A 16213-nucleotide genomic window follows, 5' to 3' on the forward strand; every position below is an offset into this window, starting at 1 on the left:
ATATATTATTTCATTAAAATATTATACTTAAAATAACTAGCAATTCTTACAAATTGTTAACTCTAATAAAGCATTACTTCCGGCTTAAGCAGGTTGATAAGTAAATTTTGGACAACCAAAAACGTAAGGTATAGCCGCGTACCTACTTCTCCCTCTGCAACAAAAACTGCGCAAGTTCCAGCAACGGTTGCTTACGCTTAGATGGTATGGCTACGTCATCCAGAGATTGAAATGCCAGGTGCGAATAATGGGCTACAAGATCTCTGCAAAGTACATCAGCACCGGTAGCACTAAATAGTGCAAGCATAGATTTTACTTTATCGTCAGCACTGCTGTTCAACAGATCTTCGATTTGTTTACGCTGACTAGCATCTGCATTTTGCAATGCCTTTACCAGCAGGAAGGTCTTTTTATTGGCAAGTATATCGCCACCATTCTGCTTGCCTATAACTTCTGCCACACCATAAGCATCCAGGTAATCGTCCTGCAGCTGGAAGGCGATACCCATGTTCTTACCAAACTCATAGAGTTTATTGGCACTATCACCCAATGCGCCACTTACCAGTGCCCCCATCTTCAGGCTGCAGGCCAGCAATACCGACGTTTTAAGCGTGATCATGTGTATGTATTCATCGAGGGTCACATCCATACGGGTTTCAAAATCCATATCCAGCTGCTGCCCCTCACAAACCTCTATAGCTGTCTTATTAAATAACTGCATCACTGGTTGCAACGCTGTGTCGATATTGGCTAAGCTATGATAAGCATAGATACCCATAATGTCGCCGCACAATATACCAGATGTCAGTCCGTACTTGGCATGTATGGTTGGCTGCCCGCGACGTAGCGGTGCCTTGTCCATAATGTCATCATGTATCAATGTAAAGTTGTGAAACAGTTCTACACCTATTGCCGCATGCCAAGCATCTTCATTGATCTCCATAAACAGCTCATTGGCCATCAGGCATACCACAGGCCTTATGCGCTTTCCACCCAATGCCAGCAAATAACGGCATGGATCGTATATGGTCGCCGGAGATTCAGGAAATGGCAATGTTGTGGTGAAGCGGTGTTCAAACTGAGCTACTAGATCGGTAAATGATTGCATGTGGTCCTTTTACTGTTATTTGTCGTCAAAAGTAAAAATTACATTTAAGAAAAAGCCAACAACGATATACATTATATCCTTGTTGGCTTTTTCTATTACATATTTATAAGATTACTTCTTTTTATTCTTCCTGTCTATCCTTCCGGCGGCACCTTTCTTACCACCACCACCACCCGGGCGGCTCGGTTGTGGTCGACCAGATTGTGGCCTGCCCGATGATGGTCCGCGGCCTGCATCCCCTCTTGCGGGGCGACTGGCTGCAGCATACTTAGACCGGGTGATTCCAGGCATCTCCATAATGGTGAAATCTATCTGGCGTTTATCCAGGTTGGCAGATACCACCTTTATCATCACCTTATCACCCATTGCAAAACGCAGGTTGGTACTGCGCCCCACCAATGCATATTCATTCTCTACAAAAAGGAAATCATCAAACTCGGCAAGGTCATTAGAGGATACCATACCCTCACACTTGTGCGCTACCGTCTCTGCCCAGAAACCATACTGGCTCACGCCGCTGATCACTGCTTCAAAGTCCTCACCCACATAGTCCTGCATGTATTCCACCTGCTTGTATTTGTTGGCACTGCGTTCACAATCCATAGCCCTGCGCTCTTGGTCACTGCAATGCGAGCATTGCACTTCAAGATCCTTTATAGGCTCTATCTTATTTTCCAGGCACTGCTGTAAAATACGGTGCACCAACACATCCGGGTAACGGCGTATTGGCGATGTAAAGTGGCAATAGTCTTTAAAACCAAGTCCGTAGTGACCAATATTCTCAGTTGTATATATTGCCTTAGACATGGTACGTATACCCAACTGCTCCAGCACATGCTGCTCGGGTTTGCCCTGCACCGCTTCCAGCATACTGTTGAAAGACTTAGCCACCGCCTCAATAGTGCTGAAATCGAATTTGATACCAAATCGACCTGCATATAATGCAAACATCTTCAGCTTATCCTGGTCAGGCTCATCATGTATACGATAAGGGAATGGTACAGGCTTGTCTTTAAATGTAATGCCCGACACATACTCCGCTACCGACCTATTAGCCAGTAGCATAAGCTCTTCAATAAGCTTATGCGCCTCTTTACTTTCCTTAATAACAATCCCAATCGGTTTGCCGTTTTCATCCAGCTTAAACCTGATTTCCTGAGACGAGAAGTTAATAGCACCTGCCTTAAAACGGTCTGCACGCAGACTCTGTGCTATACCATTAAGTATATGTATCACTTCCTTATGATCACCTTCCGCTCCTTCTATGATCTCCTGCACATCTTCATAGCTGAATCTGCGATCGGAGTGAATAAGCGTTTTACCTAACCAGGTATCTCTTACTGCTCCCTTGCCATTGATCTGGAATATTGCGGAGAAGGTATATTTATCTTCGTTCGGACGAAGCGAGCACAGTTCATTACTCAATCGCTCCGGCAACATTGGCAATACCCTATCCGGCAGATACACACTGGTTGCTCTTTTATAAGCTTCCTTATCCAGTGCCGATCCGGCTTCTATAAAGTGGCTCACATCGGCAATGTGCACACCTACTTCAAACCATCCATCGTCAAGCGGCTTGAAAGATATAGCATCATCAAAGTCCTTAGCATCAACAGGATCTATAGTCATTGTAAGAATGCCGCGCATATCTCTACGCTTGGCTATCTCATCCTTATCTATAGTTTCAGAATACCTTGCGGCATCTTCCAGTACCTCATCAGGAAATGTAAGTGGGAATCCGTTTTCAGTAAGAATAGATTGCATTGCAATCTCATTCATAGATTCATTAGTGAGGATGCTGGTTATCTCCCCTACCGGGTTCTTAGCCTTTCCGTTCCAGTCTGTAACTTTCGCTATAGCCTTATCTCCTTCCTTCGCACCATTAAGGCCCGAAAGTGGTATGAATATATCTACCGGCATTCTTTCGCTGTCAGGTATCAGAAAGCCAAAATGCTCATGAACCTGCACTCTGCCGCTAAACTCAGATTGTTTGCGGTGAATGACCTTAGTTATTGTCCCTTCTTGTCTTTTGTTATTGTCTGCGTAGCCGTGTACTTCTACTGTAACTGTATCCCCGTTCAGGGCATTACCCATGTGCTCTCGCTTTACTATGATGTCTTTCGCCTGACCTTCAACCACCACAAAACCCATACCTCCTCGTGAAATTTCCAGTTTTCCTGTATAAGAGCTTTTGATTGAACTGTTGTCCTTGTTGTTCTTTTTTGGATTTGTTCTTTTATTCATTAATTCAATTTAGTGTAGATGGTGATTTAATTGCCATCAAGTTTAGTGATTATCTATTCTATAATGCAAGGCGCAAAATCTGCGAATAATGGATTATTTAAAGACTTGTGCTACAAAGCAGAAATGAAATAGAATTAGTGAAAATTGGTTATATTTATTTTGCAGCCTTCTCTAATCGTACTAAAGATAATAAAAAAATTGTTTATTGAGCTAGTAGCCCATTAGCTCTATGATATATTTAACAATTTGGCAATCTTCCAAAACCCTCTGACCATCAAGACAGAGTACTCAATGTCACGTATTCCCTCTACAATTCTTGAGTTTTTAGCAGAAAAAAACATTAACTATATCCATAACGCATAAAGATCATTAACAAATTTAAACACCTGAAAAGTGCCTCCGAATCAAACTTTAAACATTTGTTGACGTTTCACTTATTATTTTTGAAAAGTGGAAAAGATATGCGCGACAGAATTTAATGCTAAAAGTCACTGGATGAAATATAAACATTTACTATTCTTTCTTATTGTTTCGGGATTTTTTGCATCATGTGGTAGTGGTAGCCGCAAGTTTACTATTGCGGGCAGTATTACTGGAATGCCTGAACAAACAGTGATTTTGGAACAGCTCAACGCTAACGACGTCATCACAATTGTTGACTCTCAGCGTTCTGATAACAAGGGCAATTTCGAGATCGCTGGCGTATCGCCCGAACCGGGCTTATACAGGTTGCATTTCGCAAAAAACAAATTCATCCTACTGTCTGTTGATAAAGGAAGTATTAAAATAAATGGCGACTGGAACACTATCGAGAACTACAACGTAACTGGTTCTGCAAGTTCTGAAAGTCTGAAAAAATTTATTGTATCGATTAGGGAACATCTCCGCGATATCAATACCATGACTATGGTTATTGATACCCTGCAGGCAAAAGGCAATGATAGCTTGCTGCAGGTTGCAAAGAAAGAATTTCAGGATGTTCAGTTCAATTTCACGGAGTATGTAGAAATCTATGCAGATACTACCAGATCTGAACCTAACGCTGTGTTTGCTGCACGTATGCTCAACGCAAATACCGAATTCAACTACTTGGAAACATTTGCACAGAGTCTGGGTCGCAAATATCCGGGTACTAAAATGACCAAAGATTATGCTGAGTACTATGCTAAGTTAGATCTCAGATCTCATCAGCAAAAAGCAGAACCTGGTCGTATCGATGTAGGCGCAATGGCTCCGGACATTAAGCTGCAAACACTTGATGGCAAAGAAGCATCATTGTCTTCACTAAGAGGAAAATTCGTATTGCTCGATTTCTGGGCTTCTTGGTGTCGCCCTTGCCGTGCAGAAAATCCTAATGTAGTTGCTGCATACAATAAATACAAGGATAAGAATTTCACCATCTTCAGCGTATCTCTCGATAACCAGAAAGACAAGTGGGAGCAAGCTGTAAAAGATGACGGACTTACATGGACGCAGGTAAGCGATCTGAAAGGCTGGAGCTCCGATGCTGCTCGTATGTACGGCGTTCAATCTATCCCCTTCAACTACCTCATTGATCCTAACGGCAAGATAGTAGCTCGCGATCTTCGCGGCGAACAACTGGAGATAATCCTTAAGCAAACGATCAAGTAAAATGACTGATATTCTCAATAGTAAAGGGCGGCAAATTGCCGCCCTTTACTATTTCTGACCGTTAATGCATTTTCATTATAAACGATCTTATCCGGGCCTTACTTCCAATTGTTTCACTTGTTCTCTACTCCCATGTAAGGGTCATAGCAAAAGCGCATAGCATAATGTCTTATCAATAACCCGAACAATCCTTACCTTTTTATTCTTTAAAATCAATCCTTATTAATTCACCAGCACACTCTTACTGCTCACAGTGTGTGCACTAAAGTATCCCAGTGCCCCACCAACTATATTAGACTGCGGATTGGACGGAGTCGCAGCATTTTGGTTCTTGGTCTGTTGTAGTGTAAAGTAGTATTGATACATTGCTGAATCGATACACTGCATGGCTATAGTAAGGTAATCACCTGTTTTCAATTCACTTTCTCCTCCGCCTCTGCTCAGCACCTGGTCTATCACCTGGCCATTTCTCAACTCATCGCTTCTTATATAGACGTTGTTAGTGAGCACGCTATTTTTGTATTCAGCAAAGTAATAGTAATTACCCGTGACAGCGGGATCAGTATAAACGATCGCCCCTCTGGTATTGCCAAATACAGATTTGGAAATATAGAGGCTATCCAATGTTACCGGCAGCGGCATAGTGCAGGTAGAAGTGAATACTTTACTATCAGACTTTACATAAAGCTGGTACGTATGCCCCGGCACACCGGTCATAGATATAGTAGTATAATAACCTGCAGCACCTTCCTGCAAGGTATCGGTTATGCCTGCTGTGGCGTCAGTTACTGTGACAAGGGCACCACTCACAGCCGGGAAGACATTAGAACTCTCGAAGCTTACCGTCTTAGATAACTTTATCGTCTGTGGCCCGGCCTGGTTACTTATGTTGCCTTCAACAACGTATTTAGGATCGGCTGAGTTAAGATCTATATGTATCACCTTCTGGCAAGAAGGAAATATGAATGATGCGATTGCTACTATATAAATTATATGATTGCGTTTCATTATTAGAATTGTTAGAGGGCTTAGAATTTGAAATTATACGATACTGATGGTACAAAACGGAACAGTGCTGTTTGCAATGCCTGCGTCTTAGACGCGTCATTAGGGTCGTCCTGGAAGGTGATGATATATGGATTCTGCTGCCCGTATGCATTATAGACACTAAACGATATTTCTGACGTGAAGTGCTTTCTGTGCGCAAGCTGGCGCGTAGCACCAAAATCCAGCCTGTTATACGATGGCATACGATAGCCATTCCTTTCGGTGTAATAAAACACCGTTTGATTATTAATGTTGTACTTGCCGCTTGGGAAGGAAACCGCGTCACCTGTATAATAGACGAATGACGATGACAATGTCCATTTCTTATTCACCTCATACACTGCTACTACCGATAGGTTGTGCGTGCGGTCCTGGCGGGCATTGTACCATTGGTTATTATTAATGCCGTTTATCTGCGTTTCAGTTTTTGACAGAGTGTAAGAGATCCATCCTGTAAACTTGCCCTGTGTCTTGTGAGCAGAAAACTCCAATCCATATGCCCTACCCTGACCAAACAGCAACTTAGGCTCTATAGCGTCATTATTCAGCACATTCGCTCCATCTTTATAATCTATCTGGTTCTGACTGTATTTATAATAGCCTTCCACACTCAGCTCATACATATTGTTCTTAAAATTGCGGAAATACCCCAATGAACCAAGGTCGGCAATTTCAGGCTTAATAATGTTGTTGGTGGCTACCCACTTGTCAGTAGGGTTGCTGCTGGTAGAGTTAGATATAAGGTGCAGCGATTGTGTATTACGTGTATAAGCAGCCTTTAAAGATGAATTCTCATTGAGCGTATAGCTGGCAGAGAAACGTGGTTCGGGATTGATGTAGTTCTTTACTACATCACTTTTACCATATTTCAAGGTATCTTTTATAGCGCCCTTTGCATCCAGCTCATACATTTCCGATCCGCCAAATACTGTAAATATGCTCAACCTTATACCGTAGTCTATGTTCCACCGTGAATTCGGCTTCCACGCGTTGGATATATAAATGCCGTTTTCCCAGGTGTGGTTATCAGGCTTGCCAACCGTTGTAATATTGGCACCCGTAATAGTACCCGGGGTAATAGTATGATAAATTGAACTAAACCCAACGCGAATGGTATTCTTAGGATTAGAGAAATAGTCCAGCTCTTCCTTCAGGTTCCAGTCGCGTATCTCGGAATGGATCTTTGCGGAAAATCCTGAATTATTTACGTTGATATTATAATTATAGTCGCTAAAAATAAGAGAAGTGTTCGAGAACAACTTCGGACTTATCAGGTGGTTCCAGCGCAGGGTTCCGGTGGCATTACCCCAGTTGATGCCAAAGACACTGCCCAAGCCCAACTGGTCTTTACCAAAATAACCCGACAGAAATAACCGGTCTTTGTCTGATAGTTTGTAATTGAACTTAGTATTCAGATCATAAAAGTAAAGACGTGAGCGGTTAATATTGGTATCGGGCGAGAGACCAAGGAATATATCTGCATAGGTGCGGCGACCGCTAATAAGGAACGAACCTTTGTCTTTTACTATTGGTCCTTCTACTGCCAGCTTAGATGATATAAGCCCAATTCCCCCCGATACATGATATTCTTTATCGTTGCCATCATTCATCTTCACATCCATAACCGACGACAATCTACCACCAAACTGGGCAGGCGCAGTTCCTTTATATAAGGTCACGTCTTTCAGTGCATCAGAGTTGAACGTAGAGAAAAAGCCCAGCAAGTGAGAAGGGTTATAAACAATAGCCTCATCCAGCAATATCAGGTTCTGATCTACGGCACCGCCACGCACATAAAAACCACTGTTACCATCCCCCGCCGATTCTACACCTGGCAGCAGCTGCACGATCTTCATTACATCCCTTTCTCCAAATAGTACCGGCAATGCCTTCATCTCCTGCACATTCAGCTTGGTCATACCCATTTGTGCATTTCTTACATTGCTCAGCTTACTGCTCACCACCACCTCTTTCAGTTGCCTGTCCTCAGGTTCTGCAATTATATCCAGCTTGGTGTTTTTATCCAGCGTCACAGGTATCTCCTGCATGTTATAGCTCACGTAGCGGAACAGCAGTTTATAATCTCCTTTGGGTAGGGTCAGCGAATAATAGCCATACTCATTGGTCACCACGCCTATAGTAGGGTCATTGACCACAACCAATGTGGCACCTATCAGCGCTTCCCCACTCTTTTTATCTTTAATGGTTCCACTTACGGTAAACTTTTGTGCTGAGGCAATGATGGAAGAAAAAATGAACACTAATGTGAACATGTACCTTACAGTGGTACCAATACTTCTTTGATATGTCATGGATGGATGTTGTGTGCTTTGGTGCTGCAATTTATTGTTATAATCAGTTATTTATGAGGCGTTTCAATTATGGTGTTGTTAAAGTTACAGGGGCTGTTGCACCGGTGTTGTAGTAATAGACAACCCAGATTAGCTATACCCCCACGCCGCGCTAAAAAATATTTCCTTTTTTTCATCGCCTGCTCTTCTCTTGGTTTTTCTCACTTCAACAGCATCTCTCAGTCGTTATTACAATCCGGCAAATATATTACGCTTGCAGACTTTGTAGAAAGTGCTATCGGTAAGCAGCGGCAATAAGCAGGTAAAGACATATACATAAATACCCCAACATTCATTACCTTCAATTTTAAATTATTATATTCATGAAGTATATTATACCAATCATCATTATTGCGTTAGTTTTCGCAGGATGTAGGAACGCCACCACAGTAGCTTCACTAAAGGGCAAATGGATATTGTTTGCTGTAGCGCCTACCGATACTAATTCAAAAGACTCAACAGGAAATCTCGGTTTAGCTCTGCTATCCATTAGTGTAGCAATAAATGGCTCAGACACTTTCGATTTCTCATCCGACAGTTTTTATACAAACAAAGACACAAAGGGAACCTATCACACAAATGGCACTTCTATATACTTCAACAACAATGGCCAAATGGATACTTTCAACTATTCAATGATCAACGACACCCTCTCTCTCAGGAGTAGAGAAAAGTACCTGTTGCAATTGAAGAAAATTAAATAGCTGACAATCAACAGCAGTGGCGCCCAGGCAATTATTTAATAGAGTTCAATGCAACAAGTGTAAATAAGTATCTATATTTTTGCGCCCCATTAAATAGTTACCATGACAGTTCCACGCAAAGCCGCGCTTAGTTTTATATTCATCACCATTCTTATAGATGTTATAGGTTTAGGTATCATAATACCAGTACTTCCTTCTCTTATTAAGCAACTTACCGGTGGCGACCTGGCCCATGCTGCCAAATATAATAGCTGGTTGCTATTCGCCTATGCCAGCATGCAGTTTTTGTTTTCACCGCTTATTGGGTCGCTAAGTGATAAGTATGGCCGCCGTCCCATCTTGCTTTTCTCTCTCTTCGGACTGGGAGTTGATTACATATTCATGGCATTTTCGCCAACATTATTGTTGTTATTTATAGGTCGTATAGTAGCGGGTATTGCAGGTGCCAGCTTCACTACGGCCACAGCCTACATTGCCGATATCAGTACGCCCGAAAAGCGAGCACAGAACTTTGGTATGGTTGGCGCTGCATTCGGCTTAGGCTTTATCATTGGTCCGTTAATGGGTACTTTATTTAGTATTTGGGGTAAGCACATTGGTCATACTGGTGCATTTGACTGGGAACTAAGATTGCCATTTATGGCTGCTGCTGCATTCAGCCTGCTCAACCTTTTATATGGCTATTTCGTGTTGCCTGAGTCACTACTTAAAGAAAACAGGCGCGATATAGACATAAAAAAAGCCAATCCCATTAGTTCACTAAAGCACTTGCGCCGCTACCCTATTATATCTGGGCTGGTGGTATCGTACTTCTGTATTTACCTTGCAAGCCATGCTGTGCAGTCCAACTGGTCGTTCTATACCATGTACAAGTTCAACTGGGATATTAAGATGGTAGGTATATCTCTGGCTGTAGTTGGTGTACTTGTTGCCATAGTACAGGGCGGACTAATACGCTTCACCATACCAAAACTGGGTGAAAAGAACTCGGTATATATAGGTTTTGCGCTCTATGCAGTTGGACTGGTTCTCTTTGCATTTGCCAACCAAGGGTGGATGATGTTTGTATTCCTGATCCCATATTGTTTGGGTGGCCTGGGCGGCCCTGCCTTACAGGGCATTATCTCCAATCAGGTTCCCGCAAATGAGCAGGGCGAACTACAGGGCGCACTAACCAGTCTGGTTAGCCTTACCTCCATCATTGGCCCACTTATCATGAACAACCTATTTGCGATATTTACCGCCAAAGAGGCTCCAATTGTGTTTCCCGGTATGCCATTCCTATTAGGTTTTGTGCTGGTCATAGCATCTATTTTATTTGCTATACCCTCATTAAGGCATTACCACAGGTCGCTTACCCCTAATGAAAAGGCAGAAGCAGATGCATAATAATAATATCTGTAATTTTATTGAAAATTAAATCGTTGTTATGGTATTCTTCCTGATTGCCCTGTTAGTTTCCGTAATTGGTATAGTGCCTATATTTCTGCCCGGCAGGTTGTCCAACAACAACAAAGTCAAAACTGCTGCACTGCTGTTTGTTCCTTTTCTGGGCATTTCATGGTTTATCGCCTGGTCGTCTATGCCATCTATGGCCTACCCTCTGCTGGGGGCTATGATTGTATTGGTGATATTATTTACTACCGGCAGTGCGCTCATTAACCGGTCAGCAATGGCTATAGGTGTGCCGGTGACGATAGTAGTGATCTTTGCTTTGTATGCTTTGTTCTCTACCTCTCCTATTTTTCACGGACAGGCCTATGCGGCTATGATCGGCAAGATGTCGGACGATAAGTCCATAAAACACTGGTCGAAAGATATTGCACCAATAGACCCTAAACACATAAGGTTAGTACCCGAAGAAACTGCCATAGCACTGGCCAAAACATCGCTGAACCAGAATGCCACTAATGGCAGCCAGGCAAGTGTGGGCAGCCAGTTTGATATTGACGTAGAACACATCACCCTTCAAAAAGTAAACGACAGATTGTTGTACATCATTCCGCTTGACTACAGGGGACTGGGTGCATACGTTAACACAGAGGGTATACCCGGCTTTATAATTGTAGATGCTGAGAATCCCCAGGCTAAGCCTGTGTTTGTAGAAAAGCAACTCATGAAGTACAGCCCGGAATCATTCTTCAGCCATAACCTGGAAAGGCACCTCTATACCAACGGCTACTATAATAAGGTATTAACAGATTACTCATTTGAACTGGATGATAGCCTAAAACCATATTGGGTAGTGACCGTTTGTGATCCTACCATTGGGTACAGCGGTGAAAAGGTTTTGGGCGTGGCGATCATAGACCCATTGACCGGCGTTATCAATTTCAAAAAGACCAGCGAAGTACCTGAGTGGGTAGACAGGGTATACCCCGCGGAAACCATCAAAACATACCTGGGTGACTGGGGCGATTATGCCCTGGGTTGGTGGAACAGCGTATGGGCGCACCTGAACCAGAAAGCTACAGAAGACATAACCCTTAATTATGGCGCAGATGGCAGGTGCTATTATGTAACGCCAATGACCTCATCAAATGCCGCAGATGCATCAATGACCGATCTCATTTATACAGATACTAAAACAGGGGTATCTACCAGGTATATAGTAGCCGGTACCACTGAAGATAATCTGCTGGCGGCGGTGACCACCAAGCTGGCCTACCAACACCTGGAAGGGGTAAGGGTGATCTATGAGAATGTTTATGGGCGCATGACCGCCATCATATCTGTATTGGGCAGTGATGGTTCCTACCGTGGTGTGGCATTTGTAGATGTGACCAATAAGTCTATAATGGCCTATGATGCTGTGCCGCTGAATGCGCTACATGCTTACCAATCATTGCTCAGCCAGTCTGGCGGACAGATAGCTACCGATAATGCCAGCGATATGAAGACCATAACTGCCATTATCAGCAGGCTGAATTATGAGCAGACCCAAAATGGCCTGCAGCTGGATATCTACATTGATACTATACCCCATGCTTTCTATGTCAACTGCTCCCAGTTCCAGAGTGCACCATTTGCAAAAGCCGGAGATACGGTGGTACTCTCCTACTACAACAGCCCATCGGCAGGTATATCTGTAAATGACTTTGTGGACAAGCAGGTGAAGATCTTATTGTCTGAAAATCAGCAGAGTGTGGAGGTGCAGAATAGGGATACGGTTAAATAATGCGGCAATGTGGTGGAATGCGGCAATTGGTTAATGTATAACTTATGTGACTTCTGGCTTAGAGAAGTGTAAAACTGGTAGAATTGGGAGCGGCTGTGCTAACTCTGGTGACAAGGTAAAGGTGAAGAACTTATATTAAGAGCATGACAAATAAAAGGACAATTATTTTGGTGACGTTTCTTGTCGCTGTTCTTATCTCTATTTTTACGCCCAATTTTTGCGTAAAAAAAGAAAAGGAATACAGAGAAACAGTATACAACAACAAGAATAATTTCATCTATTTTTCTCAATTCAATAGTAAAATCTTTGAACATTCTAAAGGTTGCAATTGCTGGGAAGCAGAAAATACTCTTAAAGGTCGATTTTCATTTTCTTGTAAGTTTACTATACAAGATTCACTTGTTTCACACGAAACTGAATTTTGGGATAGTTTAGATAGAAATAGAATACAAAATTTTATGACTGACATATCATTACAAAATATTTTATTTTATCGTGATTCAGTGAAATTTGTTTTTATTGATGGTGTAACCCTTTTGAGTAAAAATAGAATTAAGAGATACGATTTAGATAATGCTTCTTTAGATTCGTTATTAACTATCAGATTCTGAGCACTGCAATTAAAATTATTACAAACGGCCGACTGCACGAAGCGGACCAAAGGACCAGTGGGGGCAGAGGAAATTTTATTTCATAGCTAACAATCTTACTGCGGCAACTGCGTTCTGATCGAATCCTTCATGCAATTTTCTTTCTACTTTCTCTCTTAATTCGGCAGAAACCATACCTACATTTATTAAACGCAGGTCTTGAATTACGCTTTCAATCATTGCCCAATCTCCAGTATTTACCATTTGAATTTGATGAGGTTTACAATTGCGTGTAAACCCGTCAATATCGCCGCCATAAGATTTATATAGGTCTATCAAGTCATTAGTAATCATCAGACAAAGTTATTAGTTCTCTTATCTTCAAATGGTCGAAGCGAGGGCTTCGCTATAAGAGACTCCCCTATTGAACTATGACATCTGCATCAACTTATTGTCTATCTCCCACGCTAAATCTTTCTTTACTTTCAGCGGCTTTACGGCAACTACACGAACTAATAAAAGTGCAGCAAATATGGGTGCCGCAGTAAGGCTACTAATATGCCCTGAGTCCAAGGCATCTATTAATGAGTAACAGCCAGCAATAATGCCGATAACCACAATTGTCATGCCCAGTATCTTCAGATTCTTGATCTCTTTCTGTAATTTTTCCAATTGCAGGGTCAGAGATTCTTTAGTTTCAGTTATTTGATCTGTATCAGTTATCATAGTTGCTCTCTTATATTTTCAGTTCGCAGTTGAACTTAAACTGCTCATTGGGTTAAAGATACTAAAAAATGATAATCGCGATTGTCATCTGTATGCGTAATTTAAAATGCGTCACCCCAACTAGTCGAAGCATCCGCTTCGTCCAGCTGAGCATAAAAAAAGCGGCAGTTCTTTCGAACTACCGCATAATATATTCTACGTAAGCAGGACTTTCTACTTACGACTTATAACTTACGACTACTGAAAAGCATTGATCCCAGTCACATCCATACCGGTGATCAACAGGTGGATGTCGTGAGTACCTTCATAGGTAACTACTGATTCCATGTTCATCATGTGGCGCATAATGCTGAATTCGCCGGTGATACCCATACCGCCGAGGATCTGGCGGGCTTCACGGCTTACCTTCAGTGCTATGTCGCAGCTATTGCGCTTGCCCATAGATATCTGTGCAGGAGTAGCACGGTCTTCGTTGCGCAATACACCCAGTCTCCAGTTCAGCAACTGGCTCTTGGTGATCTCAGTGATCATTTCTGCCAATTTCTTCTGTGTGAGCTGGAAGCCTGCGATAGGACGACCGAACTGTATGCGCTGCTTAGAATAGCGCAATGCAGTGTCGTAGCAGTCCATAGCCACACCCAATGCACCCCAAGCTATACCAAAGCGTGCGCTTGACAAGCAAGACAAAGGACCTTTCAGTCCCTTGATGTTAGGGAAGATATTACCCTTAGGTACTTTTACATTGTCAAAAACCAGTTCACCTGTTGCTGATGCGCGTAGTGACCATTTACCATGTGTCTCAGGAGTTGAGAAACCTTCCATGCCACGCTCTACCACCAAACCGCGAATTTCGCCGGCTTCGTCTTTAGCCCAAACCACAGCTATATCTGCGAAAGGCGAATTAGAGATCCACATTTTAGCACCATTCAATATAACGTGGTCGCCCGCGTCTTTGAAATTGGTGGTCATGCCAGCAGGGTTAGAACCATGGTCTGGCTCGGTAAGACCGAAGCAACCCATCAATTCACCTGTAGCCAGTTTTGGCAGCCATTTGTGTTTCTGCTCTTCGCTCGCATACTTATAGATAGGGAACATTACCAATGAGCCCTGAACAGATGCTGTAGAACGGATGCCTGAATCGCAACGCTCCAATTCCTGCATCATTATACCATAAGAGATATAGTCAAGACCTGCACCACCATATTCTGCTGGTACGAAAGGACCGAAACAACCTACTTCGCCCAGACCTTTTATAAGGTGCTTAGGGAATTCTGCACGCTGTGCATAATCTTCGATAATAGGAGAAATTTCTTTCTTTACAAATGCACGAACAGTGTCACGAATGAGTTTGTGTTCGTCTGTTAAAAGTTCATCTACGAGAAAATAATCGGGGGCCTGGTAAGTATCCTTTTCCATGTTTTGTTAAAGTTGATTTCAATTTGTGGCGCAAAGGTAGCATATTTGGCATATTCGATTAGTTTTGTGACAGAATTTAAGTCAGTTTTATCATACATCTTCACACTATAGGGGCATAAATATTATCTATAATCGGTATTAAATCAATACCATACTGCTTTTGCGCCCTTTTGTTTCGATTTGTAGAATAAAGCGACTATAATTTATGGATCGTGGAACGTATTTTGTGCGTATAATATTGAGAGATATTTTGTGGAAAATGCAAACGTTTTTACGAAGTTCTACGTTAATAATAATTGTATACTAAAACTAAGGAGTTAATATGAGGCAGCTGAAAATTGCCACCCAGATTACCAACAGGGATTCACAAGCAGTAGAAAAGTACCTTCAGGAGATCAGTAAGATCTCAATGATCACCCCGGAGGAGGAAACTACACTTGCCCAGAAGATTCACATGGGTGACCAAAGAGCACTGGAAAAATTAGTTAAATCGAACCTGAGGTTTGTGGTTTCTGTTGCCAAGCAGTACCAGCACCAGGGGTTGTCGTTAAGTGACCTTATCAATGAAGGTAATCTCGGTCTGATCAAAGCAGCACAACGTTTTGATGAGACCAAGGGTTTTAAATTTATCTCTTATGCCGTATGGTGGATCCGTCAGTCTATCCTGCAGGCATTGGCTGAGCAGGGTCGTCTTGTACGTCTGCCACAGAATAAGATAGGTACTTATAATAAGGCCAATAAGGCATTTATAGCTTTTGAACAGGAAAACGAGCGCGAACCTTCAACTGAAGAATTGGCAGGTATCCTTGACATGAGCGAAACAGAAGTGACCAATATCTTCACCAGCAATACCCGTCACACATCGCTTGATGCACCTGTGCATGAAGCAGAAGATGTGGCTATGGGCGATCTGCTAGAAGGTAGCAGCGATACGGATGATGATGTAATGAAGGATTCATTGCGTAATGAGATCCGTCGTATACTGAAGTCATTGAGTGTAAGGGAAGCTGAAATACTTTCGGCTTACTTTGGACTGGAAGGCGATCATGGTCCGAGCATTGAAGAGATAGGCGAAAAGTACGATCTTACCAAAGAGCGTATCCGTCAGATCAAGGAACGTGCTATCAAGCGTTTGCAGAAAGCGCGTTACAGCAATGCGCTGAAAGTGTACCTGGGCTAATAACAATCAAACATTTCATACTTTTAAGGCTCCGTAT

13 protein-coding genes are annotated in these 16213 nt (G+C 42.5%); 6 read left to right on the forward strand and 7 right to left on the reverse strand.

Annotated features, from left to right (window positions below):
* Positions 1–142 precede the first annotated feature (142 nt).
* Both CJD36_RS03865 and rnr read right to left on the reverse strand, forming a co-directional pair.
* Entirely contained in the window at positions 143–1108 is a 966-nt protein-coding gene (locus CJD36_RS03865; protein WP_105037776.1) for a polyprenyl synthetase family protein, read from the reverse strand.
* A gap of 111 nt (positions 1109–1219) precedes the next feature.
* Entirely contained in the window at positions 1220–3352 is a 2133-nt protein-coding gene (rnr, locus tag CJD36_RS03870) for a ribonuclease R (protein ID WP_105037777.1), read from the reverse strand.
* A 495-nt stretch (positions 3353–3847) separates the two neighbouring features.
* On the opposite strand from rnr, the gene CJD36_RS03875 reads away from it, so the two are divergent.
* A complete protein-coding gene (locus CJD36_RS03875; RefSeq protein WP_105037778.1) occupies positions 3848–4984 on the forward strand; it encodes a TlpA disulfide reductase family protein in 1137 nt (378 codons plus the stop codon).
* A gap of 222 nt (positions 4985–5206) precedes the next feature.
* On the opposite strand, the gene CJD36_RS03880 is transcribed toward CJD36_RS03875, so the two are convergent.
* Together CJD36_RS03880 and CJD36_RS03885 are read right to left on the reverse strand one after the other, a co-directional pair.
* Positions 5207–5992 carry a DUF4249 domain-containing protein gene (locus CJD36_RS03880; protein WP_105037779.1) on the reverse strand — a complete coding sequence of 262 codons (786 nt, stop codon included), beginning with the start codon at positions 5990–5992 and terminating at the stop codon, positions 5207–5209.
* Between the two features lie 20 nt (positions 5993–6012).
* A complete protein-coding gene (locus tag CJD36_RS03885; protein ID WP_240609287.1) occupies positions 6013–8343 on the reverse strand; it encodes a TonB-dependent receptor in 2331 nt (776 codons plus the stop codon).
* Between the two features lie 362 nt (positions 8344–8705).
* Between CJD36_RS03885 and CJD36_RS03890 the strand changes: the two genes are divergently transcribed.
* The 4 genes from CJD36_RS03890 (at position 8706) to CJD36_RS03905 (ending at position 12875) form a co-directional block, all read left to right on the forward strand.
* Positions 8706–9086, forward strand: a complete 381-nt coding sequence (locus tag CJD36_RS03890) for a hypothetical protein (RefSeq protein ID WP_105037780.1) — start codon at positions 8706–8708, stop codon at positions 9084–9086.
* 102 nt (positions 9087–9188) lie between these two features.
* Positions 9189–10475 (forward strand): TCR/Tet family MFS transporter, encoded by a 1287-nt coding sequence (locus tag CJD36_RS03895; protein ID WP_105037781.1) that lies wholly within the window; start codon positions 9189–9191, stop codon positions 10473–10475.
* A 40-nt stretch (positions 10476–10515) separates the two neighbouring features.
* Entirely contained in the window at positions 10516–12264 is a 1749-nt protein-coding gene (locus tag CJD36_RS03900) for a hypothetical protein (protein WP_105037782.1), read from the forward strand.
* Positions 12265–12407: 143 nt separating this feature from the next.
* Entirely contained in the window at positions 12408–12875 is a 468-nt protein-coding gene (locus CJD36_RS03905) for a hypothetical protein (RefSeq protein WP_105037783.1), read from the forward strand.
* A gap of 75 nt (positions 12876–12950) precedes the next feature.
* Here CJD36_RS03905 and CJD36_RS03910 read toward each other — a convergent pair whose 3' ends face one another.
* The 3 genes from CJD36_RS03910 to CJD36_RS03920 form a co-directional block, all read right to left on the reverse strand.
* Positions 12951–13208: a hypothetical protein gene (locus tag CJD36_RS03910; RefSeq protein ID WP_105037784.1), complete on the reverse strand. Its 258-nt coding sequence runs from the start codon at positions 13206–13208 to the stop codon at positions 12951–12953.
* A gap of 75 nt (positions 13209–13283) precedes the next feature.
* On the reverse strand, positions 13284–13580 hold the full coding sequence (locus CJD36_RS03915) for a hypothetical protein (protein WP_105037785.1): 297 nt from the start codon (positions 13578–13580) through the stop codon (positions 13284–13286).
* A gap of 237 nt (positions 13581–13817) precedes the next feature.
* A complete protein-coding gene (locus tag CJD36_RS03920; protein WP_105037786.1) occupies positions 13818–14996 on the reverse strand; it encodes an acyl-CoA dehydrogenase family protein in 1179 nt (392 codons plus the stop codon).
* Between the two features lie 322 nt (positions 14997–15318).
* On the opposite strand from CJD36_RS03920, the gene CJD36_RS03925 reads away from it, so the two are divergent.
* Entirely contained in the window at positions 15319–16176 is an 858-nt protein-coding gene (locus CJD36_RS03925; RefSeq protein WP_105037787.1) for a sigma-70 family RNA polymerase sigma factor, read from the forward strand.
* The last annotated feature ends 37 nt before the right edge of the window (positions 16177–16213 follow it).

The organism is Flavipsychrobacter stenotrophus (genome assembly GCF_002954265.1).
Classification (GTDB): domain Bacteria; phylum Bacteroidota; class Bacteroidia; order Chitinophagales; family Chitinophagaceae; genus Flavipsychrobacter; species Flavipsychrobacter stenotrophus.